This window comes from Agromyces sp. NPDC058110 (assembly GCF_042884735.1).
Classification (GTDB): Bacteria; Actinomycetota; Actinomycetes; order Actinomycetales; family Microbacteriaceae; genus Agromyces.
This window is the reverse complement of record NZ_JBHVTI010000002.1, coordinates 60,513-84,152: the sequence shown is the minus strand read 5'-3', so window position 1 is coordinate 84,152 and position 23,640 is coordinate 60,513. Positions and strand designations below refer to the sequence as shown.

The following is a 23,640-nucleotide window of genomic DNA, read 5'->3' as shown; positions in this document are numbered from 1 at the left end:
CGCGCGGCCGTTTCAGGGTTCGCGCGGGTCGTGCATGGCGGGTCGCGTCAGACGGGAAGCGCGAGACGCTCGCCGACGATCGCCGCGAGGGACGCCGCGTGGCGCTCGGCGTCGTCTTGGCTCAGCGCCTCGACCATGACGCGCACCATCGGCTCGGTGCCCGACGGGCGCAGCAGCACCCGGCCGGAGTCGCCGAGCTCGAGCTCGGCCGCGGCCACGGCTGCGGCGATCTCGTCGTCGCCCGCCAGCGCGTGGTGGTCGACGCCGCGCACGTTCACGAGCACCTGCGGGTACACGGTCATGACCGACGCGAGCTCGGCGAGGGACTTGCCCGTACGTGCCATCTCGGCCACGAGGTGCAGGCCCGTCAGCACGCCGTCGCCGGTCGTCGCGAACTCGCTCATGATCACGTGGCCGGACTGCTCGCCGCCCAGGGCGAGCCCTTCGGCCGCGAGCGCCTCGAGCACGTACCGGTCGCCGACCTTGGTCTCGACGACGCGGATGCCCCGATCGGCCATGGCCCGGCGCAGGCCCAGGTTCGACATGACGGTGACGACCAGCGTGTCGTCGGTGAGGGCGCCGCGCTCGTGCATGGCCACCGCGAGGATCGCCATGATCATGTCGCCGTCGACGATGTTGCCGTCGGCGTCGACGGCCAGGCAGCGGTCGGCGTCGCCATCGTGGGCGATGCCCACGTCGGCGCCGTGCTCGCGCACGGCCGCGGCGAGGTGGTCGAGATGGGTCGACCCGACGCCGTCGTTGATGTTCAGGCCGTCGGGGTCGGCACCGATGACGGTGACCTTCGCGCCCGCGTCGCGGAACGTCTCGGGCGAGACTCCGGCCGCCGCGCCATGGGCGCAGTCGAGCACGACGTGGATGCCGTCGAGCCGGTTCGGCAGCGTGCCGAGCAGGTGCACGACGTAGCGGTCCTCCGCATCGGCGAACCGGCGGATGCGCCCGACGCCGCCGCCGATGGGGGCGAGCTTCTGGCGGCCGAGGTAGGACTCGATGCGGTCCTCGACCTCGTCGGGGAGCTTCGTGCCGCCGAACGAGAAGAACTTGATGCCGTTGTCGGGGGCCGGGTTGTGCGACGCCGAGATCATGACGCCGAAGTCGGCGTCGATCGAGTCGATCAGGAATGCCGTGGCGGGCGTCGGGATGACGCCGGCGTCGAGGACGTCGACACCGGAGCTCGCGAGGCCGGCCGAGACGGCGGCGGTGAGGAATTCACCGGACACGCGCGGATCGCGCGCGACCACGGCGACGGGTCGACGACCCGCCGCGCGGAGTTCATCGGCGTGCCGGCCCTGCGTGAGCACGGCGGCAGCCGCCTGGGCGAGGCCCAGGGCCAGGTCAGCCGTGAGTTCACGGTTGGCCAGGCCCCGGACCCCGTCCGTTCCGAAGAGCCGAGGCATTCGGAGGCGTCCGAGAAGCGATTAACGCTTCGAGAACTGGGGAGCCTTGCGGGCCTTCTTGAGACCGGCCTTCTTGCGCTCGATGACGCGGGCGTCGCGCGTGAGGAAGCCGGCCTTCTTCAGGGTCGGGCGGTTGTTCTCACGGTCGATCTCATTGAGTGCACGGGCGATCGCGAGACGCAGTGCGCCGGCCTGGCCCGAGGGGCCGCCGCCGGTGATGCGGGCGATCACGTCGTACGAGCCGGTGAGCTCGAGCACGGTGAACGGGTCGGTGATGAGCTGCTGGTGCAGCTTGTTCGGGAAGTAGTCCGCGAATGCACGGCCGTTGACCGTGATGGTGCCGGCGCCGGGGACGACGCGCACGCGGGCGATGGCCTGCTTGCGGCGGCCGACGGCTGCGCCCGACACGTTGAGGACGGCACGGGGGGTGCTGGGAGCCGCCGCGGGGGCGCTCTCGGTGGTGTAGCTCTCCGGAGCCGCGTCGAGCTGGTCTGCGATCTTCGCCATGGTGGTGTGAATCCTTTTCGAGAACGTCGAGGGTGCCGGAATTACTGGGCGACCTGGGTGAGGGTGTACGGCTTGGGCTGCTGAGCCGCGTGCGGGTGCTCCGAGCCGGCGTAGACCTTCAGCTTCTTGAGCTGGGCGCGGCCGAGCGAGTTCTTCGGGAGCATGCCGCGGATCGCCTTCTCGACGGCGCGGACGGGGTTCTTCTCGAGGAGCTCGGCGTAGCCGACCGCCTTGAGGCCGCCCGGGTAGCCCGAGTGGCGGTACGCCTTCTTCTGGAGGAGCTTCTGGCCGGTGAGGGCTACCTTCTCGGCGTTGACGATGATGACGAAGTCACCGGTGTCCATGTGGTTGGCGAAGGTCGGCTTGTGCTTGCCGCGCAGCAGGGCTGCGGTGTGGCTCGCGAGACGGCCGAGAACGATGTCGGTGGCGTCGATGATGACCCAGTCGCGCTGGATCTCGTTCGCCTTGGGGGTGTAGGTGCGCGTCACTGTCGTGCTGCTTTCTGATCGAGTGAGGGGTTCGTGAATCCCACTCCGTGGGCGTTCGGCCGCGATGCGGACGAGCCACCCGGTGGAGGGCTCAACTTCGGGTGCCGGCGCAGATGGCGGCACCAAAGAGATAGCTTAGCCGACGACCTCGCCGACGTCCAATCGGCGTCGTGCCCTCGTCTGCGTCGCACGCGCCTCGAGCTCGTCGTCGGCCGGGTAGCCGACCTCCGTCAGCACGAGGCCCTTCGCGGGCATCACCTTGAACGCGCTCGTGCGTTCGGTCGCGCGCAGCAGCGCGAGCGGGTCGGATGCCTCGAGCCGCCCCTCCCCCACCGCGACGCACGCGCCGACGAGCGCCCGCACCATCGAGTGGCAGAACGCATCGGCCTGCAGCGAGGCCACGAGCACGCCGTCGGCGCGCCTGCGCCAGCCGTAGTGCTGGAGGGTGCGGATGGTGGTCGCCTCCTCCCGCGGCTTGCAGAAGGTCGCGAAGTCGTGGAGCCCGAGCAGCGAACCGGCCGCGGCATCCATCGCCTCGACGTCGAGTGCGCGCGGATACGCGACGGTCGAACGCCTGGCGAGCGGGTCGCGTGCGGCTCCGGTGTCGGCCACGGCGTAATCGTAGCGTCGCCAGATGGCCGAGAACCGGGCGTCGAACCCGGCCGGGGCGAGGTCGGCGCCCGTGATCACGACGTCGGCGTCCGCGCCGATGATGCCGGTGAGACGGCGAGCCAGCACACCGGCGGGGGTGCTCGCCTCGCCCGCGTGACCGCGGCGGGCCCGCGTCACGGACTCGAGCGCGGCCGCCGGCAGGTCGAGGTGCGCGACCTGGCCCCGCGCGTGCACGCCCGCGTCGGTGCGTCCGGCCACGGTGAGCTTCGGCACGACCCCCGTGCGCCGGAACAGCGTCGCGAGGGCGGCCTCGATGACGCCCTGCACCGTGCGCAGCGACGGCTGGCGGCTCCATCCGTTGAAGTCGGTGCCGTCGTAGGCGATGCCGAGCCTGATGCGCACGACGGATGCCGCGTCTTCGGCCTCCGGGGCCGCAGGCGCCTGCTCGTCGTCACCGGTCATGCCCACCAGCCTAGAGCCGGCGCGGGGGCCGCTCACGCACCCGGAGACGCCGAGAGGCCCCGATGCAGCGGATGCATCGGGGCCTCTCGGACGACAGGCGTCGACTACTTGGCGTCGGCCGACTCCTCGGCGGGAGCCTCGTCGGCGGCCTCTGCAGCCTCGACGGTCTCCTCGGCCTCGGCGACCTCGACGGTCTCCTCGGCCTCGACCACGGGCTCCTCGGCGGGAGCCTCGTCGGCGACGGGCGCAGCAGCCGGCTTCGCGGCGCGCACCTTGGGGGTCACGGGCTCGAGGACGAGCTCGATGACCGCCATGGGGGCGTTGTCGCCCTTGCGGTTGCCGATCTTCGTGATGCGGGTGTAGCCGCCCTCACGGTCGGCGACCTGGGGTGCGATGACCGTGAACAGCTCGTGGACGACGGCCTTGTCGCCGATCACGGCGAGCACGCGACGACGCGCGTGCAGGTCGCCGCGCTTCGCGAACGTGATGAGACGCTCGGCGAGCGGACGAAGGCGCTTCGCCTTGGTCTCGGTCGTGGTGATCGACTTGTGCGTGTAGAGCGCAGCAGCGAGGTTCGCGAGCAGGAGCCGCTCGTGCGCGGGGCCGCCTCCGAGGCGGGGGCCCTTGGTGGGCTTCGGCATGGTTCGTTATCTCCAGTAGTGGGGGTTCAGTGCGGCGGGCGCGAAGGACTAGTTCTCTTCTTCGAAGCCCGTGTAGAAGTGGGCGCCGTCGAAACCGGGAACGGAGTCCTTCAGCGAAAGACCCATCTCGGTGAGCTTGTCCTTGACCTCATCCACCGACTTCTGACCGAAGTTGCGGATGTTCATGAGCTGCGACTCCGAGAGGGCGACGAGCTCGGACACGGTGTTGATGCCCTCGCGCTTGAGGCAGTTGTAGCTGCGCACCGAGAGGTCGAGGTCCTCGATCGGGATCGAGAGCTCGCTCGAGAGCACGGCGTCGACCGGCGCCGGGCCGATCTCGATGCCCTCGGCCGCGACATTGAGCTCGCGGGCCAGGCCGAACAGCTCGGTGAGCGTGCGACCGGCCGACGCGATGGCGTCGCGGGGGCTGATGGCGGGCTTCGACTCGACGTCGACCACGAGGCGGTCGAAGTCGGTGCGCTCACCGGCACGGGTGGCCTCGACGCGGTAGGTGACCTTGAGCACCGGCGAGTAGATCGAGTCGACCGGGATCTGGCCGGCCTCGGAGTACTCGTTGCGGTTCTGGCTGGCCGAGACGTAGCCGCGGCCGCGCTCGATGGTCAGCTCGAGCTCGAACTTCGCCGACTCGTTGAGCGTGGCGATGACGAGCTCGGGGTTGTGCACCTCGACGCCGGCCGGAGCGGAGATGTCCGCCGCGGTGACCTCGCCGGCACCCTGCTTGCGCAGGTACGCCGTGATGGGCTCGTCGTGCTCGCTCGAGACGACCAGGTTCTTGATGTTCAGGATGATCTCGGTGACGTCCTCACGCACACCGGGAACGGTCGAGAACTCGTGCAGCACGCCGTCGATGCGGATGCTGGTGACAGCCGCGCCGGGGATGGACGAGAGGAGCGTACGCCGAAGCGAGTTGCCCAGGGTGTAACCGAAGCCCGGCTCGAGGGGCTCGATCACGAAACGCGAACGGAACTCCGAGATGTTCTCTTCGGTGAGCGTCGGGCGCTGTGCGATCAGCACTGTGGATTCCTTTCGGCAGGGTGTCCGCTATATGACACCTGCGAGTTCGAGGATCTTGAGTTGTGAGAGAACTGGTCCGCCGGCCGGGCAGGACGCCTGCGCCGTCTCGGACTCGCGGATGCCGCGGGGTCCGAGACGAGCGCAGCGCGCCCCGCTCGACCAGCGTGGAGGGACTTAGACGCGGCGGCGCTTCGGCGGGCGGCAGCCGTTGTGAGCCTGAGGCGTCACGTCGTTGATGCTGCCGACCTCGAGGCCCGCGGCCTGGAGCGAACGGATCGCGGTCTCGCGGCCCGAGCCGGGGCCCTTCACGAAGACGTCGACCTTCTTCATACCGTGCTCCTGCGCCTGACGGGCGGCCGACTCGGCGGCGAGCTGCGCGGCGAACGGGGTCGACTTGCGCGAGCCCTTGAAGCCGACGCCACCCGAGGAGGCCCAGCTGATCACGGCACCGGTGGTGTCGGTGATCGAGACGATCGTGTTGTTGAACGTCGACTTGATGTGGGCCTGGCCCACGGCGATGTTCTTCTTTTCCTTCTTGCGCGGCTTGCGAGTAGCCGCCTTGGATGCTGCCATGTGTGAAATCTCCTAGATCTGGCGACGAGCGGTTACTTGCGGCCGGGCTTCTTCTTGCCGGCGACGGTGCGCTTCGGGCCCTTGCGGGTACGAGCGTTGGTCTTGGTGCGCTGACCGCGGACCGGAAGGCCGCGACGGTGGCGCAGGCCCTCGTACGAGCCGATCTCGACCTTGCGGCGGATGTCGGCGGCGACCTCGCGGCGGAGGTCGCCCTCAACCTTGTAGTTGCCCTCGATGTAGTCGCGCAGCGCGACGAGCTGGTCGTCGGTGAGGTCCTTGACGCGGATGTTCCCGTCGATACCGGTCTCCGCGAGCGTCTCGAGCGCGCGCGTGCGGCCGACGCCGTAGATGTAGGTGAGTGCGATCTCCACGCGCTTCTCGCGCGGGATGTCGACTCCTGCAAGACGTGCCATGTTCGGCTTCTCCTGTGTTCGAGTGGAGGTGTGGAGCAACACCGGTGCCCGGGCCTCCGCCCCGAGGTGTCCCCGCGGCATCCGGAGATGCCTCGGTTCTGGTGTTGCCGAATGCAGTGTTCAGTTATGTGGAACGAGCCGCGCCCTGAGGCCGGCCCGAAGTCTTCTGACTAGCCCTGGCGCTGCTTGTGGCGCGGGTTCTCGCAGATCACCATGACGTTGCCGTGGCGGCGGATGACCTTGCACTTGTCGCAGATGGGCTTGACGGAGGGGTTGACCTTCATGAGTGTTTCCTTGGTTTCGCTGTCTTCGTGCCCGTGGGGTGCCTCGGGCCGTTACTTTCCAGCAGGCTTACTTGTAGCGGTAGACGATGCGCCCGCGCGTCAGGTCGTAGGGGCTCAGCTCCACGATCACGCGGTCCTCGGGGAGGATTCGGATGTAGTGCTGACGCATCTTGCCTGAGATGTGTGCGAGAACCTTGTGCCCGTTCGTGAGCTCAACCCGGAACATCGCGTTCGGGAGAGCCTCGATGACCGAGCCTTCGATCTCGATGACGCCGTCTTTCTTGGCCATAGCCTCACTATCGCTTGGAGTTTGGGATGCTGGTCGTGCGATGATGCTCGGAGTCGACCTCGACCGCTCGACAGGACGTCGGGCACGCCAAGGCGCACGTGCAGAGCACCAAGGGTCAACTTTACGTCATCGCGCCTGATTAAGCGAACCGGGGCCGCGATCGGCCCGCATGGCCTCCACCGCGGCGCGCACCGCCGCTCGCGCCTCGGCCGCACCCTCCGCGGCGAGGGCCTCGCGGGCGAGGCCCGCGACATCCGCTCGGTCGAATTCGCGCAACGAGGCGCGCACGTCGCCGAGGGCCGACGGCGACATCGACAGCGACGTGGCGCCGAGTCCGACGAGCACGAGCGCCAGCAGCGGATCGGCGGCGGCCTCGCCGCAGATGCCCACCGGGCGCCCGGCTTCCGCACCCGCTTCGCCGACCTCGCCGATCAGGCGGAGCACGGCGGGGTGCCACGGGTCCTGGAGCGCCGCGACCGAACCGAGCAGCCGGTCGGCGGCCATCGTGTACTGCGTGAGGTCGTTCGTGCCGATCGAGGCGAAGTCGGCGACGGCGAGCACCCGGTCGGCGATGAGGGCGGCCGCCGGGGTCTCGACCATCACGCCGGCAACCCCGATGCCCAACTCGCGGGCGAGCGCGACGAAGTACCGGGTCTCCTCGACGGTCGCGACCATGGGCGCCATGACCTGCAGCTCGGCATCGGTCTCGGACGCGGCCCGCGCGAGCGCGGTGAGCTGGTCGCGCAGCACCTGCTCCGCCGCACGGAGCGCCCTGATGCCCCGGAGCCCGAGGGCCGGGTTCGGCTCGTCGTCGTCGTTCACGAACGAGAGCGGCTTGTCGGCACCGGCGTCGAGCACCCGCACGACGACCTTGCGGCCCGGGAACGCCTCGAGCAGGCGCGCGTACTCGGCCCGCTGCTCGTCGACGGTCGGTGCGACGTCGGCGTCGAGGAACACGAACTCGGTGCGGAACAGGCCGACGCCCTCCGCCCCGAGCCGCACGGCCTCGGCGGCGCCGTCGGCCGACCCGAGGTTCGCGAGCAGCGGCACCGGCGTGCCGTCTGAGAGCCGCCCCGGCTCGACGGGCGCCGCGGCGCGTGCCGCGCGGGCGGCGATGCGCCGCTCGGCGTCCGCGAGTTCCTCGCCGTCGGGCGACGCGATCACCGCGTCGGCCCCGGCGTCGACGACCACGAGGTCGCCGTCGGCGAGGTCGACGGCACCGGCCGCGCCCACCACCGCGACGATGGACTTCTCCCTGGCGAGGATCGCCGTGTGCGAGGTCGGACCGCCCTCGGCGGTCACCACGGCGAGCACCTGATCGAGGTCGAGCGCTGCCGTGTCGGCCGGCGAGAGGTCGCCGGCGACGAGCACGAACGGATGCCCCGGTGCGGGCACGCCCGGCGCAGGCACCCCGGCCAGGTGGGCGCGCACGCGCTGCGAGACGTCGTCGAGATCCGGCGCACGCTCGGCCAGGTACCCGCCCATGCCGGCGAGCATGTCCCGGTAGCCGACGAAGGCGTCGAACACCGCACGCTCAGCCGTCGATCCCGCACGCACCCGGGTCTCGACCTCGGTCGCGAGCGATGGGTCGGCGGCCATGAGCGCCTGCGCCTCGAGCACGTCCTTGGCCGCGCCTCCGGCAGCGCTGCCGCGAGCAGTGAGGTCGGCCGCCGTCGCGGCGAGCGACGCACGGGCGCGCTCGAGCTCCGTCTCGGGGTCGGCCTCGCTCCGACGATCGGGCGGCTCCGGCAGCGGATCCGCCATCCGGACCACCGTGCCGACCGCGATGCCGCTCCCGACGCCGGTCCCCCTGAGCTGCATGCCCGCTCCTCCCGTCACGGTCGTCGACGCTGCACGAGCCCCGGCGACTCCCCGCCTTTCACCCTACCCAGCGCGGTCGCCGCAGGCGATGCCGTCGGGCGTCTCCTGGCAGGCCGAAGAGCGGGCGTTCCGTTTCGGGGCAGGGTTCCGTCCGGAACGGGAGACTGCGACGCCGTCGACGGATGCCGCGGCGAGCCGTCAGGCGATCGGCACCGGCACGACGCCGAACGGCGCGAGGCCCGCGGCACCGCCGTCGTTGGCGGTCAGCACCCAGATGCCGTCGGCGTGCACGGCGACCGAGTGCTCCCAATGAGCCGAATCCGCTCCGTCGGAGGTCGTGACGGTCCAGCCGTCGTCACGGACGAACGTCTCGATGGACCCCGCGACGACCATCGGCTCGATGGCCACGACCAGGCCGGGCCGCACGGCCGGCCCGCGGCGATCGACGCGGTAGTTGAAGACCGGGGGTTCCTCGTGCATCGAGCGGCCGATGCCGTGACCGACGTAGTCGGTGAGGATGCCGTACTCGCCCGCGTCCTCGATGTACTCCTCGATCGCGTCGCCCACCTCGTTGAGCCTGCGGGCTCCGGCCAGCGCGGCGATGCCGCACCAGAGCGAGCCCTCGGTGACCTCGCTGAGACGCGTCCGCGCCGCGACGACCTCGGGGCGTGTCGGGTCGGGGACCACGACCGTGAAGGCCGCGTCGCCGTTCCAACCGTCGACCTCCGCGCCACCGTCGACCGAGACGATCGAACCGGGGCGGAACGGCCGGTCGGTCGGGATGCCGTGCACGACGTCGTCGTCGACCGACACGCACAGCGTGTGGCGGTAGCCGGGCTCGAGCTGGAAGTTCGAGCGCCCGCCGAGTCGCGAGATCACGCGTTCGGCGGCGGCGTCGAGTTCGAGTCCGTTCGCTCCGGGAGCGATGAGCGCACGCACCTCGGCCAGTGCCGCTGCGGTCGCTGCGCCGGCCGGGCGCATCGCACGCAGTTCCTGCGCGGACTTGTAGATCGAGCGCCGGAACACGCCGGGTCAGGCAGCCGCGCCGTTGCCGCCGTCGCCCTGTGCGACGAGCCCGCGGTCGGCGAGCGCGTCGAAGATGCGCTGCGTCACCTCGTCGAGCGTGCCGACGCCGTCGATCGTGAGCACGAGGCCCTGGGCGCGGTACACGTCGAGGATGGGCGCGGTCTCGCGCTCGTAGATCGCGAGCCGGTTGGCGATGACCTCTTCGGTGTCATCGGTGCGGCCCTGCTTGACGGCGCGGTCGTGCAGACGGGCGATGCTCTCGTCACGAGGGACCTCGAGCTCGATCACCGCGTCGAGCGCTTCGCCCCGACCGGCCAGGAAGCCCGCCAGGTCGTCGACCTGGCCGCGGTTGCGGGGGTAGCCGTCGAGCAGGAAGCCCGCGGCGGCGTCGGGCTGCTCGAGCCGGTCGCGCACGAGTTCGCTGGTGAGGGCGTCGGGAACCAGGTCGCCGGCTTCGATGATCGCCTGCACGCGCTTGCCCAGCTCGGTGCCGCCCGAGACGTTCGCCCGGAAGATGTCGCCCGTGGCGACCTGGGGAACGCCGAAGGCCTCGGCGACGAGTACGCCCTGAGTGCCCTTGCCCGAGCCCTGGGGGCCGACGATGAGCAGACGAGCGGAGGCGGTCGAGTCGGCCGTCATCGGAGGAGCCCTTCGTAGTGGCGCTGCTGGAGCTGCGCATCGATCTGCTTCACGGTCTCGAGGCCGACACCCACGATGATCAGGATCGAGGCGCCGCCGAACGGGAAGTTCTGGTTCGCGCCGAACGCCGAGAGGGCGATGAGCGGGAGCAGGGCGATCAGACCGAGGTACAGCGAGCCCGGGAGGGTGATGCGCGTGAGCACGTAGTCGAGGTACTCGGCCGTCGGGCGCCCGGCACGGATGCCGGGGATGAAGCCGCCGTACTTCTTCATGTTCTCGGCGACCTCGTCGGGGTTGAACGTGATCGCGACGTAGAAGTAGGTGAACCCGACGATGAGCACGAAGTACAGGAGCATGTAGAGCGGGTGGTCGCCCTTGGTCAGGTAGTTGGTGATCCAGACGACCCACGGCTGCGGCTCCTCGCCCTGCGCGGGCTGGTTGAACTGCGCGATGAGAGCGGGCAGGTAGAGCAGCGACGACGCGAAGATCACGGGCACGACACCGGCCATGTTGACCTTGATCGGGATGTACGTGTTGTTGCCGCCGTAGGTGCGGCGTCCGACCATGCGCTTGGCGTACTGCACCGGCACGCGCCGCTGGGACTGCTCGACGAACACGACCGCGACGACCACGAGGAGTCCGACCGCGAGCACCACGAAGAAGGTGTCGAGGCCGCGGGCCTGGGCGATCGACCAGAGCGAGCCGGGGAACGTCGAGGCGATCGACGTGAAGATGAGCAGCGACATGCCGTTGCCGATGCCGCGCTCCGTGATGAGCTCGCCCATCCACATGATGAGGCCGGTGCCGGCGGTCATGGTGATGACCATGAGGAGGATCGCGTACCAGGCGTCGTTCGTGATCAGCTGCGAGCACGACGGGTCGCCCGACGGGAACAGTGCGCCGGAACGGGCCACCGTGATGAGCGTGGTCGACTGGAGCACGCCGAGGGCGATGGTCAGGTAGCGGGTGTACTGCGTGAGCTTGCCCTGGCCGGCCTGGCCCTCCTTGTAGAGGGTCTCGAAGTGGGGGATGACCACGCGCAGCAGCTGCACGATGATCGAGGCGGTGATGTACGGCATGATGCCCAGCGCGAAGATCGACAGCTGGAGCAGCGCTCCGCCCGAGAACAGGTTGACGAGCTCGTAGAGGCCCGTCGTGCTCTGGCTGGCCGCGAGGCAGGCCTGCACGTTGCCGAAGTCCACGAACGGCGCGGGGATGAACGAGCCAAGCCGGAACAGGGCGACGATGCCCAGCGTGAACCCGAGCTTGCGGCGAAGATCCGGCGTGCGGAAGATCCGCCCGATGGCGTTGAACACTCGTCCTCCTGTTACTCCGTCGTGGAGTCAGTCTTACTCCGTCGTGGAGTCAGTCCAAATATGGCTCGAGCCTGTCGAGACCCTCGTGAATCATACGCGAGGTCCCGACAGGCTCGAACCGGTTGTGGTGCTTTGGTCTTACTTGACCGAGCCGCCGGCGGCGACGATCTTCTGCTCAGCCGAGCCGGAGACCTTGTCGACAGCCACGGTCAGCTTGACCTGGATGTCGCCGTTGCCGAGCACCTTGACGCGCTCGTTCTTGCGGACTGCGCCCTTCTCGACGAGGTCGGCGATGGTGACATCGCCGCCCTTCGGGTAGAGCTCGGCCAGCTTGTCCAGGTTCACGACCTGGTACTCCACGCGGAACGGGTTCTTGAAGCCGCGCAGCTTCGGCGCACGCATGTGGTACGGAAGCTGTCCACCCTCGAAACCGGGGCGGATGTTGTTGCGGGCCTTCGAACCCTTGGTGCCGCGACCGGCCGTCTTGCCCTTGGAACCCTCACCGCGTCCGACGCGGGTCTTGTCCTTCTTGGCACCGGGGGCCGGACGAAGGTGGTGCACCTTCAGCACGGACTCGCGGGGCTCGGCGACGTCGGCCTTGGGAGCGGCCTTCTTCGCGGGGGCCTTCTTCGCGGGAGCCTTCTCGGCAGCCGCGTCGTCGGCCTTCGCAGCGGCGGCCTTGGCCGGCGCCTTCTTCGCGGCGGCGGCCTTGGGGGCAGCGGCCTTCTCGGCTGCGGGCTTGGCCGCGGCCTTCTTCGCAGGAGCCTTCTTGGGGGCCTCTGCGGTGGCGTCGATGTTCTCGTCAGCCATTAGTCAATCTCCTCAACCTTCACGAGGTGCGCGACCGTGTTGACGTAGCCGCGGTTCTGCGGGGTGTCTTCACGCACGACCGACTGGCCGATTCGCTTGAGCCCGAGGCTGCGCAGCGTGTCACGCTGGTACTGCTTCTCGCTCACCTTGGACTTGATCTGGGTCACCTTGAGCTGCTTGGCCATCAGGCACCTGCCTTCGCTGCTGCGGCGGCCTCGGCCGCCTGGGCCTCGGCACGCAGCAGACGGGCCGGTGCGACCTCGTCGTAGTCGAGACCACGACGGGCGGCGACGGCGCGCGGCTCTTCGAGCTGCTTGAGCGCCTCGACCGTGGCGTGCACGATGTTGATCGTGTTCGACGAACCGAGCGACTTGCTCAGGACGTCGTGGATGCCGGCGCACTCGAGCACGGCACGCACCGGACCACCGGCGATGACACCGGTACCGGGCGAAGCCGGGCGCAGCAGCACGACACCGGCCGCAGCCTCACCCTGGACGGGGTGGGGAACGGTCGCGCCGACGCGCGGGACGCGGAAGAAGTTCTTCTTCGCCTCCTCGACGCCCTTCGAGATCGCGGTCGGGACTTCGCGGGCCTTGCCGTAGCCGACGCCCACGAGGCCGTTGCCGTCGCCCACGACGACGAGCGCCGTGAAGCTGAAGCGACGACCGCCCTTGACGACCTTCGACACGCGGTTGATGGTCACGACGCGCTCGAGGAACTGGCTCTTCTCGGCGTCGCGGCCACCGCGGTCGCGGCCACCCTGGTTGCGGTCGCGACCGCCGCCACGGCGGTTGTCGCGCTCGTTGCGAGCCGGCTCAGAAGCAGCAGCCGTCTCGACGGGTGCCTCTGCAGTCACCTCGGTCTCCTTAACGGTGTTCTCACTCACAGGTTGAGCCCTGCCTCTCGCGCTCCATCGGCGATCGCTGCGACACGACCGGCGTACTTGTTGCCGCCGCGGTCGAAGACGACCGACTCGATGCCGGCCTTCTTGGCGCGCTCTGCGACGAGCTCGCCGACCTTCTTGGCCTTGGCGGTCTTGTCACCGTCGAACGCGCGGAGGTCTGCCTCCATGGTCGAGGCGCTGGCGACCGTCAGGCCCTTGCTGTCGTCGACGACCTGCACGAACACGTGGCGGGCCGAACGAGTGACGACGAGGCGCGGGCGCAGCTCGGTGCCGACGACCTTCTTGCGAAGGCGGGTGTGGCGGCGCGAACGCGCAGCCGTCTTGGTCTTCACAGCCATGATTACTTACCTGACTTTCCGGCCTTGCGACGCACGACCTCGCCGGCGTAGCGGATGCCCTTGCCCTTGTAGGGCTCGGGCTTCTTGATCTTGCGGATGTTCGCGGCGGTCTCGCCGACGGCCTGCTTGTCGATACCCGCGACCGTGAGCTTGTTGTTGCCCTCGACGGTCAGCGTGATGCCGGCAGGCGCCTCGACGGTGACGGGGTGCGAGAAACCGAGCGCGAACTCGATCGCCGAACCCTTCTGCGCGACGCGGTACCCGGTACCGACGATCTCGAGGCCCTTGGAGTAGCCCTGGGTGACGCCGATGATCTGGTTCGCGATGAGCGTGCGGGTCAGGCCGTGCAGCGAACGCGATGCGCGCTCGTCGTCGGGGCGGGTGACGAGCACCTGGTTCGCCTCGACCTTGACCTCGATGGGCGACGCGACGACGAGCGCGAGCTCGCCCTTCGGGCCCTTGACGGCGACGGCGGAGCCGTCGACCTTGACCTCGACACCTGCGGGGATGTCGATGGGAAGTCGTCCGATTCGTGACATGGAATTACCACACGTAGGCGAGGACTTCCCCACCCACGCCCTTCTTCTCGGCCTGGCGGTCGGTCAGAAGACCGCTGGAGGTGGACAGGATCGCGACGCCGAGGCCGCCGAGCACCTTGGGGATCTCGGTGGACTTCGCGTAGACGCGGAGGCCGGGCTTCGAGACGCGCTTGATGCCCGCGATCGAACGCTCGCGGTTCGGGCCGAACTTGAGGGTCAGCGTGAGGTCCTTGCCGACGCGTGCGTCGGTCACCTCGAAGCCGGCGATGTAGCCCTCTTTGGTGAGGATCTCGGCGATGTGCGCCTTCAGCTTCGAGTTCGGCATCGTCACGGAGTCGTGGTGCGCCGAGTTCGCGTTGCGAAGGCGGGTCAGCATGTCAGCGACCGGGTCGGTCATCGTCATGGCAGATGGTTCCTTACGTTCACCAGGTTTCAGCACCCGTTACACGAGTGTTGACCTGTGGTGGTGGCGGCACGCGGTTGCGAACCGCCGGTATGCCGGTGCCGGCGGGGTCTCGGATTGCTCCGAGACCCGCCGGCGCTGGCACAAACCCGTAGATCTTACTACGAATTACTGAGCGGCCTCGGCCGACCGGAACGGGAAGCCCAGCTGCTTGAGCAGCGAGCGGCCCTCGGCGTCGGTCTTGGCAGTGGTCACCACGGTGATGTCCATGCCGCGGACGCGGTCGATCTTGTCCTGGTCGATCTCGTGGAACACGGACTGCTCCGTGAGACCGAAGGTGTAGTTGCCGTTGCCGTCGAACTGCGCGTCCGAGAGGCCGCGGAAGTCGCGGATACGGGGCAGCGCGAGCGAGAGCAGGCGGTCGAGGAACTCCCACATGCGGTCGCCGCGCAGCGTGACGTGCGTGCCGATCGCCTGGCCCTCGCGCAGCTTGAACTGCGCGATGGACTTGCGGGCCTTGGTGACCTGGGGCTTCTGACCGGTGATCTTGGTGAGATCGGCGATCGCGCCGTCGATGACCTTGCCATCGCGTGCGGCCTCGCCAACACCCATGTTCACGACGATCTTCACGAGACCCGGAACCTGGTGCACGTTGGTGTAGCCGTGCTCCTCGGTGAGGGCCTTGGCGATCTCGTTCCGGTACTTGGTCTTCAGTCGCGGCTGGATTTTGCCAGCCTGCGTAGCCGTGTCGGTCATCAGATGTCCTTGCCTGACTTCTTTGCGTAACGAACGCGGACCGTCTTGGTGACGCCGTCCTTCGTGATCTGCTCTTCGCGGAAGCCGACGCGGGTCGGCTTCTTCGTCTCGGGGTCGACGAGCGCGACGTTCGAGACGTGGATCGGAGCCTCGTGGGTCTCGATGCCGCCGGTCTTCGAACCGCGCTGCGTCTGGCCGACGCGCACGTGCTTGGTGATGAAGTTCACACCCTGCACGACGACGCGGTTCTCGGCGACGAGCACCTCGATGACCTTGCCCTGCTTGCCGCGGTCTCCGCCGCGAGCCTGGCTGCGGCCCGAGATGACCTGCACGAGGTCACCCTTCTTGATGTTGGCCATGACTAGATAACCTCCGGTGCCAGCGAGATGATCTTCATGAACTTCTTGTCGCGGAGCTCGCGACCGACCGGTCCGAAGATACGGGTGCCGCGGGGCTCACCATCGTTCTTCAGGATCACTGCGGCGTTCTCGTCGAACTTGATGTAGGAGCCGTCGGGACGACGGGTCTCCTTGACGGTGCGGACGATGACGGCCTTGACCACATCGCCCTTCTTGACGTTGCCGCCGGGGATCGCGTCCTTGACCGTGGCGACGATGACGTCACCGAGGCCGGCGTAGCGACGCTTCGACCCGCCGAGAACGCGAATGGTGAGCAGCTCCTTGGCGCCGGTGTTGTCGGCGACCTTGACTCGTGATTCCTGCTGAAGCACTGTTGTCTCCTTCTCTCAAGCAAGCCAGGGGCTTACTTGGCCTTCTCGGCGATCTCGACGAGGCGCCAGCGCTTCGTGGCGGAGAGCGGACGGGTCTCGGAGATCACGACGAGGTCGCCGATGCCGGCGGTGTTCGCCTCGTCGTGCGCCTTGATCTTCGAGGTGCGGCGGATGACCTTGCCGTACAGCGGGTGCTTCACGCGGTCCTCGACCTCGACGACGATGGTCTTGTCCATCTTGTCGCTGACGACGTAGCCGCGACGCACCTTGCGGTACCCGCGAACGAGCTCGGCCGACTCGGCGACCTCGGCTGCAGCAGCCTTCTTGGTCTCAGCCATGATCAGGCCTCCTTCGTCTCTGCGACCTCAGCAGGGGCTTCCGCCTCGGCCTTGGCCTTCTTCGTCTTCTTCTCAGCCTTGGCCGGAGCCTCGACCGGTGCGGGAGTGGCACGGATGCCGAGCTCGCGCTCACGGATGACCGTGTAGATGCGGGCGATGTCGCGCTTGACCGCACGGAGGCGGCCGTGGCTCTCGAGCTGGCCGGTGGCCGACTGGAAGCGCAGGTTGAACAGCTCTTCCTTGGCCTTCTTCAGCTCGTCGACGAGTCGCTCGTCTTCAAAGGTGTCGAGCTCGACGGTGGCGAGCTCCTTCGTTCCGACGGACATTATGCGTCGCCCTCCTCGCGCTTGATGATGCGTGCCTTGAGGGGCAGCTTGTGGATGGCACGGGTCATGGCCTCGCGGGCGAGCTCCTCGGAGACGCCCGAGACCTCGAACAGGACGCGACCCGGCTTGACGTTGGCGACCCACCACTCGGGCGAACCCTTACCGGAACCCATGCGGGTCTCGGCCGGCTTCTTCGTGAGCGGACGGTCGGGGTAGATGTTGATCCACACCTTGCCGCCACGCTTGATGTGACGCGTCATGGCGATACGAGCGGACTCGATCTGACGGTTGGTCACGTAAGCGGGCGTCAGCGCCTGGATGCCGAACTCACCGAACGACACCTTGGTGCCACCGGTGGCCTGGCCCGAGCGGCCGGGGTGGTGCTGCTTGCGGTACTTGACTCGACGGGGAATCAACATGGTTATGCCTCAACTCCTGCTGCAACCGGCTCCTGCGCCTTGGGCGCACGGCGGGGACGGTCATTGCGGTCGCCGCGCGAGGGCTTCTGCGAAGCCTGCTCGCGTGCGAGCTCCTTGTTGGTGATGTCGCCCTTGTAGATCCAGACCTTCACGCCGATGCGGCCGAAGGTGGTCTTGGCCTCGTAGAAGCCGTAGTCGATGTTCGCGCGGAGCGTGTGCAGGGGCACACGGCCTTCGCGGTAGAACTCCGAGCGGCTCATCTCGGCGCCGCCGAGGCGGCCGGAGACCTGGATGCGGACGCCCTTGGCGCCGGCGCGCTGTGCACCCTGCAGGCCCTTGCGCATCGCGCGGCGGAAGGCCACACGTGCGGAGAGCTGCTCGGCGATGCCCTGCGCGACGAGCTGGGCGTCGGCCTCGGGGTTCTTCACCTCGAGGATGTTGAGCTGGATCTGCTTGCCGGTCAGCTTCTCGAGGTCGGCGCGGATGCGCTCGGCCTCGGCGCCGCGGCGGCCGATCACGATGCCGGGACGCGCGGTGTGGATGTCCACACGCACGCGGTCACGGGTGCGCTCGATCTCGATGCGCGAGACTCCCGCGCGGTCGAGCGAGGTCTGGAGCAGGCGACGGATCTTGACGTCCTCGGCGAGGTAGTCGGCGTAGCGCTGTCCGGGCTTGGTCGAGTCGGAGAACCACCGCGACACGTGGTCGGTGGTGATGCCGAGACGGAAGCCGTACGGGTTGACTTTCTGACCCATTACTTCGTACCCTCCTCGGGCGTGGCGAGCACGACGGTGATGTGGCTCGTTCGCTTGTTGATGCGGAAGGCACGACCCTGCGCGCGCGGCTGGAATCGCTTGAGGGTGGTGCCCTCATCGACGAATGCGCGGCTGATGTAGAGGTCCTGCTCGTCCAGGTAGGTGTTCGTTGCATCGGCCTTGACGCGAGCGTTCGCGATGGCCGAGGCGACGAGCTTGTACACCGGCTCGCTCGCACTCTGGGGTGCGAACTTCAGGATGGCGAGTGCCTCCTGTGCCTGCTTGCCGCGGATCAGGTTGACGACGCGACGGGCCTTCATGGGGGTCACGCGGATGTGACGCACGCGTGCGATCGACTCCACCATTTCTCTCCTCCTTTTCGCCCCCGCGTCAGCGGCGGCGACCCTTCTTGTCGTCCTTCACGTGTCCACGGAAGGTGCGAGTGGGCGCGAACTCTCCGAGCTTGTGACCCACCATGGTCTCGGTGACGAACACCGGGATGTGCTTGCGGCCGTCGTGCACGGCGATCGTGTGCCCGAGCATGGCCGGGATGATCATCGAGCGACGGGACCACGTCTTGATGACGTTCTTGGAACCGGCTTCGTTCTGGACGACGACCTTGCGAAGCAGGTGCTCGTCGACGAAGGGGCCCTTCTTAAGACTGCGAGGCATCTTCTCTTACTCCTACTTGCGCTTCTTGCCGACGGTGCGACGACGGACGATGAGCTTGTCGCTTTCCTTGTTGGGGCGACGCGTGCGTCCCTCGGACTTGCCCCAGGGGCTGACCGGGTGGCGACCACCGGAGGTCTTGCCCTCACCACCACCGTGCGGGTGGTCGATCGGGTTCATCGCGACACCACGCACGGTCGGGCGGACGCCCTTCCAGCGCATGCGGCCGGCCTTGCCCCAGTTGATGTTCGACTGCTCGGCGTTGCCGACCTCGCCGACGGTCGCGCGGCAGCGCGCGTCGACGTTGCGGATCTCGCCCGAGGGCAGACGGAGCTGCGCGTAGGGGCCGTCCTTGGCGACGAGACGCACCGAGGCGCCGGCCGAGCGAGCCATCTTCGCGCCGCCACCGGGGCGCAGCTCGATGGCGTGCACGACGGTACCGGTCGGGATGTTCTTCAGCGGCAGGTTGTTGCCCGGCTTGATGTCGGCGCCGGGGCCCGACTCGATCGGGTCGCCCTGCTGCAGCTTGGCCGGTGCGAGGATGTAGCGCTTCGTGCCGTCTGCGAAGTGCAGCAGCGCGATGCGGGCGGTGCGGTTGGGGTCGTACTCGATGTGAGCGACCTTGGCGGGCACGCCGTCCTTGTCGTTGCGACGGAAGTCGATCACACGGTACTGGCGCTTGTGGCCACCACCGATGTGACGGGTCGTGATGCGACCCTGGTTGTTGCGACCACCGGTCTTCGAGAGCGGCTTGAGCAGCGACTTCTCGGGCGTCGAACGCGTGATCTCCGCGAAGTCGGCGACGGACGAACCGCGACGACCCGGGGTCGTCGGCTTGTACTTACGAATAGCCATGTTCTTCCTCTGCTCCTTAGCCGACAGCCGTGAAGATGTCGATCGAGCCGGACTTGAGGGTGACGATCGCGCGCTTGGTGTCCTTGCGCTTGCCCATGCCGAACCGGGTACGGCGGGTCTTGCCCTGACGGTTCAGGGTGTTGATCGACGCCACCTGGACGTTGAAGATCTTCTCGATGGCGAGCTTGATCTCGGTCTTGTTCGAGCGGGGGTCCACGATGAACGTGTACTTGCCCTCGTCGATCAGGCCGTAGCTCTTCTCCGAGACGACCGGCGCGATGATGATGTCGCGCGGGTCCTTGTTGTGTGCGGCGCTCATGCGGCGACCTCTTCCTTCTTCGCCGTCTTCGAGGCGATGAAGGCCTCGAGCGCGGCGGTGCTGAAGACGATGTCGTCGGAGACGAGCACGTCGTAGGCGTTCAGCTGGTCGACCGGCAGCACGTGCACGGTCGGGATGTTGCGCACGGCGCGCTCGGAGAGCTCCTCGCCGCGGGTCAGCACCACGAGGTAGCGCTTGGCCGGCGCGATCGACGTGAGGAGCGCGAGGGCGTCCTTCGTCTTCGCGACGTCGCCGGCGACGAAGCCCTCGACTGCGTGGACGCGGCCGCCGCGAGCGCGGTCGGACAGCGAGCCGAGCAGAGCGGCGGCGATCATCTTCTTGGGGGTGCGCTGCGAGTAGTCGCGCGGCTGCGGTCCGTGGACGATGCCACCGCCGGTCATCTGAGGAGCGCGGATCGAGCCCTGACGAGCGCGGCCGGTGCCCTTCTGCTTGAACGGCTTGCGGCCGGCGCCGGAGACCTCACCACGGGTCTTGGTCTTGTGGGTGCCCTGACGCGCTGCGGCGAGCTGGGCGACGACGACCTGGTGGATCAGCGGCACGTTGGTCTGCACGTCGAAGAGCTCGGCGGGGAGCTCAACGGTGCCGGACTTCTTGCCGGTGACGTCGAGGGTGTCGATGGTGTTGGTCGCGGTAGCCATGGACTACGCCCCCTTCACTGCGTTGCGGACGAAAACGAGACGGCCGCGCGCACCGGGGACGGCGCCCTTGACGAGCAGCAGGCCCTTCTCGGCGTCGACGGCGTGCACGCGGAGGTTGAGCACGGTCACGCGCTCGCCACCCATGCGGCCGGCCATGCGCATGCCCTTGAAGACGCGGCTGGGCGTCGACGAGGCACCGATGGAACCGGGCTTGCGGTGGTTGCGGTGCGAACCGTGCGAAGCGGAGACGCCCTTGAAGTTGTGGCGCTTCATGACACCGGCGAAGCCCTTGCCCTTGCTCGTGCCGACGACGTCGACGAGCTGGCCGGCCTCGAAGGCACCCTCGACGGGGAGCTCCTGGCCGAGCGCGTACGACGCGGCGTCCGCGGTGCGGACCTCGGTCACGTGGCGGCGGGGGGTCACGCCTGCGGCGGCGAAGTGGCCGGTCGCGGGCTGGTTGACCTTGCGGGGGTCGATGGCGCCTGCGGCGATCTGCACAGCCTCGTAGCCGTCCTTCTCGACGGTGCGGAGCTGGGTGACCACGTTGGGGGCGATCTCGATGACGGTCACGGGCACGAGCTTGTTGTTCTCGTCCCACACCTGGGTCATGCCGAGCTTGGTGCCGAGCAGACCCTTCACGTTCTTGGTAGCGGAAGACATCGGTTACCTCAGAGCTTGATCTCGATGTTGACGTCGGCCGGGAGGTCGAGACGCATGAGCGAGTCGACGGCCTTGGGCGTCGGGTCCACGATGTCGATGAGACGCTTGTGGGTGCGCATCTCGAAGTGCTCGCGGCTGTCCTTGTACTTGTGGGGCGAACGGATGACGCACACCACGTTCTTCTCGGTCGGAAGCGGCACGGGGCCGACGACCGTGGCGCCCGCGCGGGTCACCGTGTCGACGATCTTGCGCGCCGAGGTGTCGATGACCTCGTGGTCATACGACTTCAGTCGAATGCGGATCTTCTGTCCCGCCATGTCGAACTCTCTCTCTGTCAAGGCGTCTTACCCCTTCCGAGGGCATCGGACGCCGCGTAGCGACTTCTGTGCTGAAGCAACCACTGTTCTTCTGTCAATGCCCGTGATCGAGCCTGTCGAAACCACCGCTCGGAACTGCTTCCGTCCGGTGACCTCGGCACGCTCGACCCGCGAGCCACTCCCCGACCCCGCGCTCGGGCGTGTCGTCCTCGCGGAAGACATGATTCGCCCAAGGCTGTGTTGGTTTCGGTTCAGTCGTGTTCTGCTGCCCGCGGCCTAACCTGACCCCTGGCGCGCGGCGACCCGGTGGCCTGAGGCCCTCGGCGCTGCTGCGCGGGTGGTTATGCACTGCCTGGCAGTGATCCGGACGCACGCAGAGCGCACGCCCGAAATGTTGAACTCACCAAGTTTGCCATATTCGGCACATTGCTGCAACCCGGGCGTGTCGCGCATGATTCCGGGCGAAACCCCGGATCACGACCCCCCCGAACCGCGCATCGTGCGGAACCTCGCATCGTCGGTACTCCTCCATCATCCCACGGGGGCCTGTGAGTCTTCCGGGCATCGGCCCTCCCCTACCGCCATGCCCGATGCGGCGAGGAGGATGACGGTATGACGAAGACTCCCGCCACCGGCATCCATCACCGAGAGAGCGCTCGCGCCGCCGACGGAAGCGTGTCGGCCGCGCGAACGGGCGTGCGCACGTTCGAGGGACGCAATGCGTCGGGTGCGACCGTGGCGGTCGGCCCGCTGGGCACGCCCGGGCACTTCTCGCCCGGAGAGCTGCTCAAGCTGGCCCTGGCGGCCTGCTCCGGCATGAGCGCCGACGCCGTGATCTCCCGGCGGCTCGGCGACGACGTCGCCTTCACGGTCTGGGCGCACGGCGGCTCCGACCCCGACAACCGCTACGACCGCATCGACGAGGAGCTGCTGATCCCGCTCGCCGAACTCGATGACGCCGAGCGCGCGAAGCTCGCGAAGCTCATCGACGCCTCGATCGCACGGAGCTGCACCGTGGCGCGCAGCGTCGAGCAGGACATCGAGATCGTCAAGGAGATCGTCGACGTCGGCGAGTGAGGCCCCGGGCGATCAGCGCTCGGTGCCGTGCTTGCGGCAGACGAGTTCGTCGGCCGCGATCCCCGGGGCGACCGACCCGAGCGCGACCACGCCCGCGAGCGTGAAGGCCAGCGCTCCGGCGAGCACCCGTGGGTGCGACCCGACCGGGCCGACGCGTCGCCGGAACGGGTCTTCGATGAACCGCTTCGACAGGGCCGAGACGCCGAGCGCGACGGCGACGAGCACGACCATGAGCGCCGGCGGGCTCGGCACGCCCGTGATCATCGGCACGAACATGAAGATCGGCCAGTGCCAGAGGTACAACGAGTACGAGATGTCGCCCACCCACTGCACGGGGCGGAGCCCGGCGAGGCGCGCGGTCGACCACGGGAGGTCGGGCATGCCGGCCCAGATGATCGCCAGCGTGCCGACGACCGGGAGCAGCACCCACAGGCCGGGGAACGCCTCGGTGTCGTGGAACGTGACGATGGGCACCGCGATGAGCGCGAGGCCGGCCCACGAGGCCCAGGAGCGTGCGACCTTCAGGTGCACGGCCGCAGCACGCGGCACCGTCGCCGTGAGGAGGGCCAGCAGCCCCCCGACGCCGAACTCCCACGCCCGGGAGAGGGTCGAGAAGTAGGCGAGGTTGTGGTCGTCGGCCGTCAGCACGAGCGACCAGGCGAACGAGAGCACCGACACCGAGCCGAGCACCGCCCAGAGCACGCGGCGCAGCGGCACGCCCCTGCGATGGAAGACCCACAGGGCGAGCAGGATCAGCAGCGGCCAGGCCAGGTAGAACTGCTCCTCGACCGAGAGCGACCAGAAGTGCTGCACGGGGGTCGACTCGAGGTCGGCCGACGCGGGCGTCTGCGAGTCCGCGGCGAGGCGCCAGTTCTCGACGTAGAAGGCGCTCGCGACGATCTCGCGGAAGTACGCGGCCCAGTCCCGGTACGGCGCGAACGCGAGCGTCGCGGCGGAGACGGCGAGCAGGACGGCCATCGCGGCGGGCAGGATGCGGCGGGCCCGTCGCACGTAGAACTGCCGCAGCGAGATGCCGCCGGTGCGGTGCACCTCGCGCAGGAGCAGTGCCGTGATCAGGTACCCCGAGACGACGAAGAAGACGTCGACGCCCATGTACCCGGCGGGGGCGACGGCCGGCCACCCGTGGTGCAGCACCACGGCCGCGACCGCCACGGCCCGGAGCGCCTGGATCTCGGGCCGCACGGTGGTCGTACGGGGTACCGCGGGGGATGATGCCATCCCAAC

General features: G+C 68.5%; 36 protein-coding genes. 1 reads left to right on the top strand and 35 read right to left on the bottom strand.

Annotation, left to right across the window (positions count from 1 at the left end):
• Positions 1-47: 47 nt before the first annotated feature.
• The 34 genes from glmM to rpsJ form a co-directional block, all read right to left on the bottom strand.
• Entirely contained in the window at positions 48-1,415 is a 1,368-nt protein-coding gene (gene glmM, locus ACFVS8_RS05030; protein WP_387058395.1) for a phosphoglucosamine mutase, read from the bottom strand.
• Positions 1,416-1,436: 21 nt separating this feature from the next.
• Positions 1,437-1,922 (bottom strand): 30S ribosomal protein S9, encoded by a 486-nt coding sequence (gene rpsI / locus ACFVS8_RS05025; RefSeq protein ID WP_387058391.1) that lies wholly within the window; start codon positions 1,920-1,922, stop codon positions 1,437-1,439.
• A 41-nt stretch (positions 1,923-1,963) separates the two neighbouring features.
• Positions 1,964-2,410: a 50S ribosomal protein L13 gene (rplM, locus tag ACFVS8_RS05020; protein WP_092967758.1), complete on the bottom strand. Its 447-nt coding sequence runs from the start codon at positions 2,408-2,410 to the stop codon at positions 1,964-1,966.
• A gap of 135 nt (positions 2,411-2,545) precedes the next feature.
• Positions 2,546-3,484, bottom strand: a complete 939-nt coding sequence (gene truA / locus ACFVS8_RS05015; protein ID WP_387058387.1) for a tRNA pseudouridine(38-40) synthase TruA — start codon at positions 3,482-3,484, stop codon at positions 2,546-2,548.
• A gap of 104 nt (positions 3,485-3,588) precedes the next feature.
• Positions 3,589-4,125: a 50S ribosomal protein L17 gene (gene rplQ, locus ACFVS8_RS05010; protein ID WP_387058384.1), complete on the bottom strand. Its 537-nt coding sequence runs from the start codon at positions 4,123-4,125 to the stop codon at positions 3,589-3,591.
• A gap of 48 nt (positions 4,126-4,173) precedes the next feature.
• A complete protein-coding gene (locus ACFVS8_RS05005) occupies positions 4,174-5,160 on the bottom strand; it encodes a DNA-directed RNA polymerase subunit alpha (protein WP_055860115.1) in 987 nt (328 codons plus the stop codon).
• A 174-nt stretch (positions 5,161-5,334) separates the two neighbouring features.
• Entirely contained in the window at positions 5,335-5,733 is a 399-nt protein-coding gene (gene rpsK, locus ACFVS8_RS05000; protein WP_156999966.1) for a 30S ribosomal protein S11, read from the bottom strand.
• A gap of 32 nt (positions 5,734-5,765) precedes the next feature.
• Positions 5,766-6,146, bottom strand: a complete 381-nt coding sequence (gene rpsM / locus ACFVS8_RS04995; protein WP_387058380.1) for a 30S ribosomal protein S13 — start codon at positions 6,144-6,146, stop codon at positions 5,766-5,768.
• Positions 6,147-6,316: 170 nt separating this feature from the next.
• Positions 6,317-6,430, bottom strand: a complete 114-nt coding sequence (gene rpmJ, locus ACFVS8_RS04990) for a 50S ribosomal protein L36 (RefSeq protein WP_047561540.1) — start codon at positions 6,428-6,430, stop codon at positions 6,317-6,319.
• A 67-nt stretch (positions 6,431-6,497) separates the two neighbouring features.
• A complete protein-coding gene (infA, locus tag ACFVS8_RS04985; protein ID WP_011186713.1) occupies positions 6,498-6,719 on the bottom strand; it encodes a translation initiation factor IF-1 in 222 nt (73 codons plus the stop codon).
• Between the two features lie 126 nt (positions 6,720-6,845).
• On the bottom strand, positions 6,846-8,540 hold the full coding sequence (gene ptsP, locus ACFVS8_RS04980) for a phosphoenolpyruvate--protein phosphotransferase (RefSeq protein WP_387058376.1): 1,695 nt from the start codon (positions 8,538-8,540) through the stop codon (positions 6,846-6,848).
• A gap of 198 nt (positions 8,541-8,738) precedes the next feature.
• Positions 8,739-9,566, bottom strand: coding sequence for a type I methionyl aminopeptidase (map, locus tag ACFVS8_RS04975; RefSeq protein ID WP_387058373.1), 828 nt, complete (start codon positions 9,564-9,566; stop codon positions 8,739-8,741).
• Between the two features lie 6 nt (positions 9,567-9,572).
• A complete protein-coding gene (locus ACFVS8_RS04970; protein ID WP_387058370.1) occupies positions 9,573-10,205 on the bottom strand; it encodes an adenylate kinase in 633 nt (210 codons plus the stop codon).
• The gene (secY, locus tag ACFVS8_RS04965; RefSeq protein WP_387058367.1) at positions 10,202-11,521 is read right to left on the bottom strand and encodes a preprotein translocase subunit SecY; all 1,320 of its coding nucleotides are present in this window, start codon (positions 11,519-11,521) and stop codon (positions 10,202-10,204) included. The genes ACFVS8_RS04970 and secY overlap by 4 nt, the downstream gene beginning before the upstream one ends.
• Before the next feature lie 138 nt (positions 11,522-11,659).
• Positions 11,660-12,331 carry a 50S ribosomal protein L15 gene (gene rplO, locus ACFVS8_RS04960; RefSeq protein ID WP_387058364.1) on the bottom strand — a complete coding sequence of 224 codons (672 nt, stop codon included), beginning with the start codon at positions 12,329-12,331 and terminating at the stop codon, positions 11,660-11,662.
• Positions 12,331-12,516, bottom strand: a complete 186-nt coding sequence (gene rpmD / locus ACFVS8_RS04955; protein WP_022889741.1) for a 50S ribosomal protein L30 — start codon at positions 12,514-12,516, stop codon at positions 12,331-12,333. Before rpmD ends, rplO begins: the two co-directional genes overlap by 1 nt.
• Positions 12,516-13,187, bottom strand: coding sequence for a 30S ribosomal protein S5 (gene rpsE, locus ACFVS8_RS04950; RefSeq protein ID WP_255368844.1), 672 nt, complete (start codon positions 13,185-13,187; stop codon positions 12,516-12,518). Before rpsE ends, rpmD begins: the two co-directional genes overlap by 1 nt.
• Positions 13,188-13,213: 26 nt before the next feature.
• On the bottom strand, positions 13,214-13,573 hold the full coding sequence (rplR, locus tag ACFVS8_RS04945; protein WP_387058361.1) for a 50S ribosomal protein L18: 360 nt from the start codon (positions 13,571-13,573) through the stop codon (positions 13,214-13,216).
• Between the two features lie 2 nt (positions 13,574-13,575).
• Positions 13,576-14,112, bottom strand: coding sequence for a 50S ribosomal protein L6 (gene rplF, locus ACFVS8_RS04940; RefSeq protein ID WP_387058358.1), 537 nt, complete (start codon positions 14,110-14,112; stop codon positions 13,576-13,578).
• A gap of 4 nt (positions 14,113-14,116) precedes the next feature.
• Entirely contained in the window at positions 14,117-14,515 is a 399-nt protein-coding gene (gene rpsH, locus ACFVS8_RS04935) for a 30S ribosomal protein S8 (RefSeq protein ID WP_387058355.1), read from the bottom strand.
• A 168-nt stretch (positions 14,516-14,683) separates the two neighbouring features.
• Positions 14,684-15,271, bottom strand: a complete 588-nt coding sequence (rplE, locus tag ACFVS8_RS04930) for a 50S ribosomal protein L5 (RefSeq protein WP_387058353.1) — start codon at positions 15,269-15,271, stop codon at positions 14,684-14,686.
• Positions 15,271-15,630 (bottom strand): 50S ribosomal protein L24, encoded by a 360-nt coding sequence (gene rplX / locus ACFVS8_RS04925; RefSeq protein WP_387058350.1) that lies wholly within the window; start codon positions 15,628-15,630, stop codon positions 15,271-15,273. Before rplX ends, rplE begins: the two co-directional genes overlap by 1 nt.
• Positions 15,631-15,632: 2 nt before the next feature.
• Positions 15,633-16,001: a 50S ribosomal protein L14 gene (gene rplN, locus ACFVS8_RS04920; protein WP_055860166.1), complete on the bottom strand. Its 369-nt coding sequence runs from the start codon at positions 15,999-16,001 to the stop codon at positions 15,633-15,635.
• A 32-nt stretch (positions 16,002-16,033) separates the two neighbouring features.
• Positions 16,034-16,339: a 30S ribosomal protein S17 gene (rpsQ, locus tag ACFVS8_RS04915; RefSeq protein WP_387058347.1), complete on the bottom strand. Its 306-nt coding sequence runs from the start codon at positions 16,337-16,339 to the stop codon at positions 16,034-16,036.
• 2 nt (positions 16,340-16,341) lie between these two features.
• Entirely contained in the window at positions 16,342-16,665 is a 324-nt protein-coding gene (gene rpmC / locus ACFVS8_RS04910) for a 50S ribosomal protein L29 (RefSeq protein WP_157414685.1), read from the bottom strand.
• Positions 16,665-17,084, bottom strand: coding sequence for a 50S ribosomal protein L16 (rplP, locus tag ACFVS8_RS04905; RefSeq protein WP_149161171.1), 420 nt, complete (start codon positions 17,082-17,084; stop codon positions 16,665-16,667). Before rplP ends, rpmC begins: the two co-directional genes overlap by 1 nt.
• A gap of 2 nt (positions 17,085-17,086) precedes the next feature.
• On the bottom strand, positions 17,087-17,839 hold the full coding sequence (rpsC, locus tag ACFVS8_RS04900) for a 30S ribosomal protein S3 (RefSeq protein ID WP_130353515.1): 753 nt from the start codon (positions 17,837-17,839) through the stop codon (positions 17,087-17,089).
• On the bottom strand, positions 17,839-18,204 hold the full coding sequence (gene rplV, locus ACFVS8_RS04895) for a 50S ribosomal protein L22 (protein WP_055860181.1): 366 nt from the start codon (positions 18,202-18,204) through the stop codon (positions 17,839-17,841). Before rplV ends, rpsC begins: the two co-directional genes overlap by 1 nt.
• A gap of 25 nt (positions 18,205-18,229) precedes the next feature.
• Entirely contained in the window at positions 18,230-18,511 is a 282-nt protein-coding gene (gene rpsS, locus ACFVS8_RS04890; RefSeq protein ID WP_022889728.1) for a 30S ribosomal protein S19, read from the bottom strand.
• 12 nt (positions 18,512-18,523) lie between these two features.
• Positions 18,524-19,363 carry a 50S ribosomal protein L2 gene (rplB, locus tag ACFVS8_RS04885; RefSeq protein WP_387058340.1) on the bottom strand — a complete coding sequence of 280 codons (840 nt, stop codon included), beginning with the start codon at positions 19,361-19,363 and terminating at the stop codon, positions 18,524-18,526.
• A gap of 16 nt (positions 19,364-19,379) precedes the next feature.
• Positions 19,380-19,682: a 50S ribosomal protein L23 gene (gene rplW / locus ACFVS8_RS04880; RefSeq protein ID WP_153685731.1), complete on the bottom strand. Its 303-nt coding sequence runs from the start codon at positions 19,680-19,682 to the stop codon at positions 19,380-19,382.
• A complete protein-coding gene (rplD, locus tag ACFVS8_RS04875) occupies positions 19,679-20,341 on the bottom strand; it encodes a 50S ribosomal protein L4 (RefSeq protein ID WP_387058338.1) in 663 nt (220 codons plus the stop codon). Before rplD ends, rplW begins: the two co-directional genes overlap by 4 nt.
• A 3-nt stretch (positions 20,342-20,344) precedes the next feature.
• Positions 20,345-21,001, bottom strand: a complete 657-nt coding sequence (rplC, locus tag ACFVS8_RS04870) for a 50S ribosomal protein L3 (RefSeq protein WP_067878929.1) — start codon at positions 20,999-21,001, stop codon at positions 20,345-20,347.
• An 8-nt stretch (positions 21,002-21,009) separates the two neighbouring features.
• Positions 21,010-21,318, bottom strand: coding sequence for a 30S ribosomal protein S10 (gene rpsJ / locus ACFVS8_RS04865; RefSeq protein ID WP_017201594.1), 309 nt, complete (start codon positions 21,316-21,318; stop codon positions 21,010-21,012).
• 612 nt (positions 21,319-21,930) lie between these two features.
• Between rpsJ and ACFVS8_RS04860 the strand changes: the two genes are divergently transcribed.
• Complete coding sequence (locus ACFVS8_RS04860; protein WP_387058335.1) at positions 21,931-22,395, top strand: OsmC family protein; 465 nt, start codon at positions 21,931-21,933, stop codon at positions 22,393-22,395.
• A gap of 12 nt (positions 22,396-22,407) precedes the next feature.
• Here ACFVS8_RS04860 and ACFVS8_RS04855 read toward each other — a convergent pair whose 3' ends face one another.
• Entirely contained in the window at positions 22,408-23,634 is a 1,227-nt protein-coding gene (locus ACFVS8_RS04855) for an acyltransferase family protein (protein WP_387058333.1), read from the bottom strand.
• Positions 23,635-23,640 lie beyond the last annotated feature (6 nt).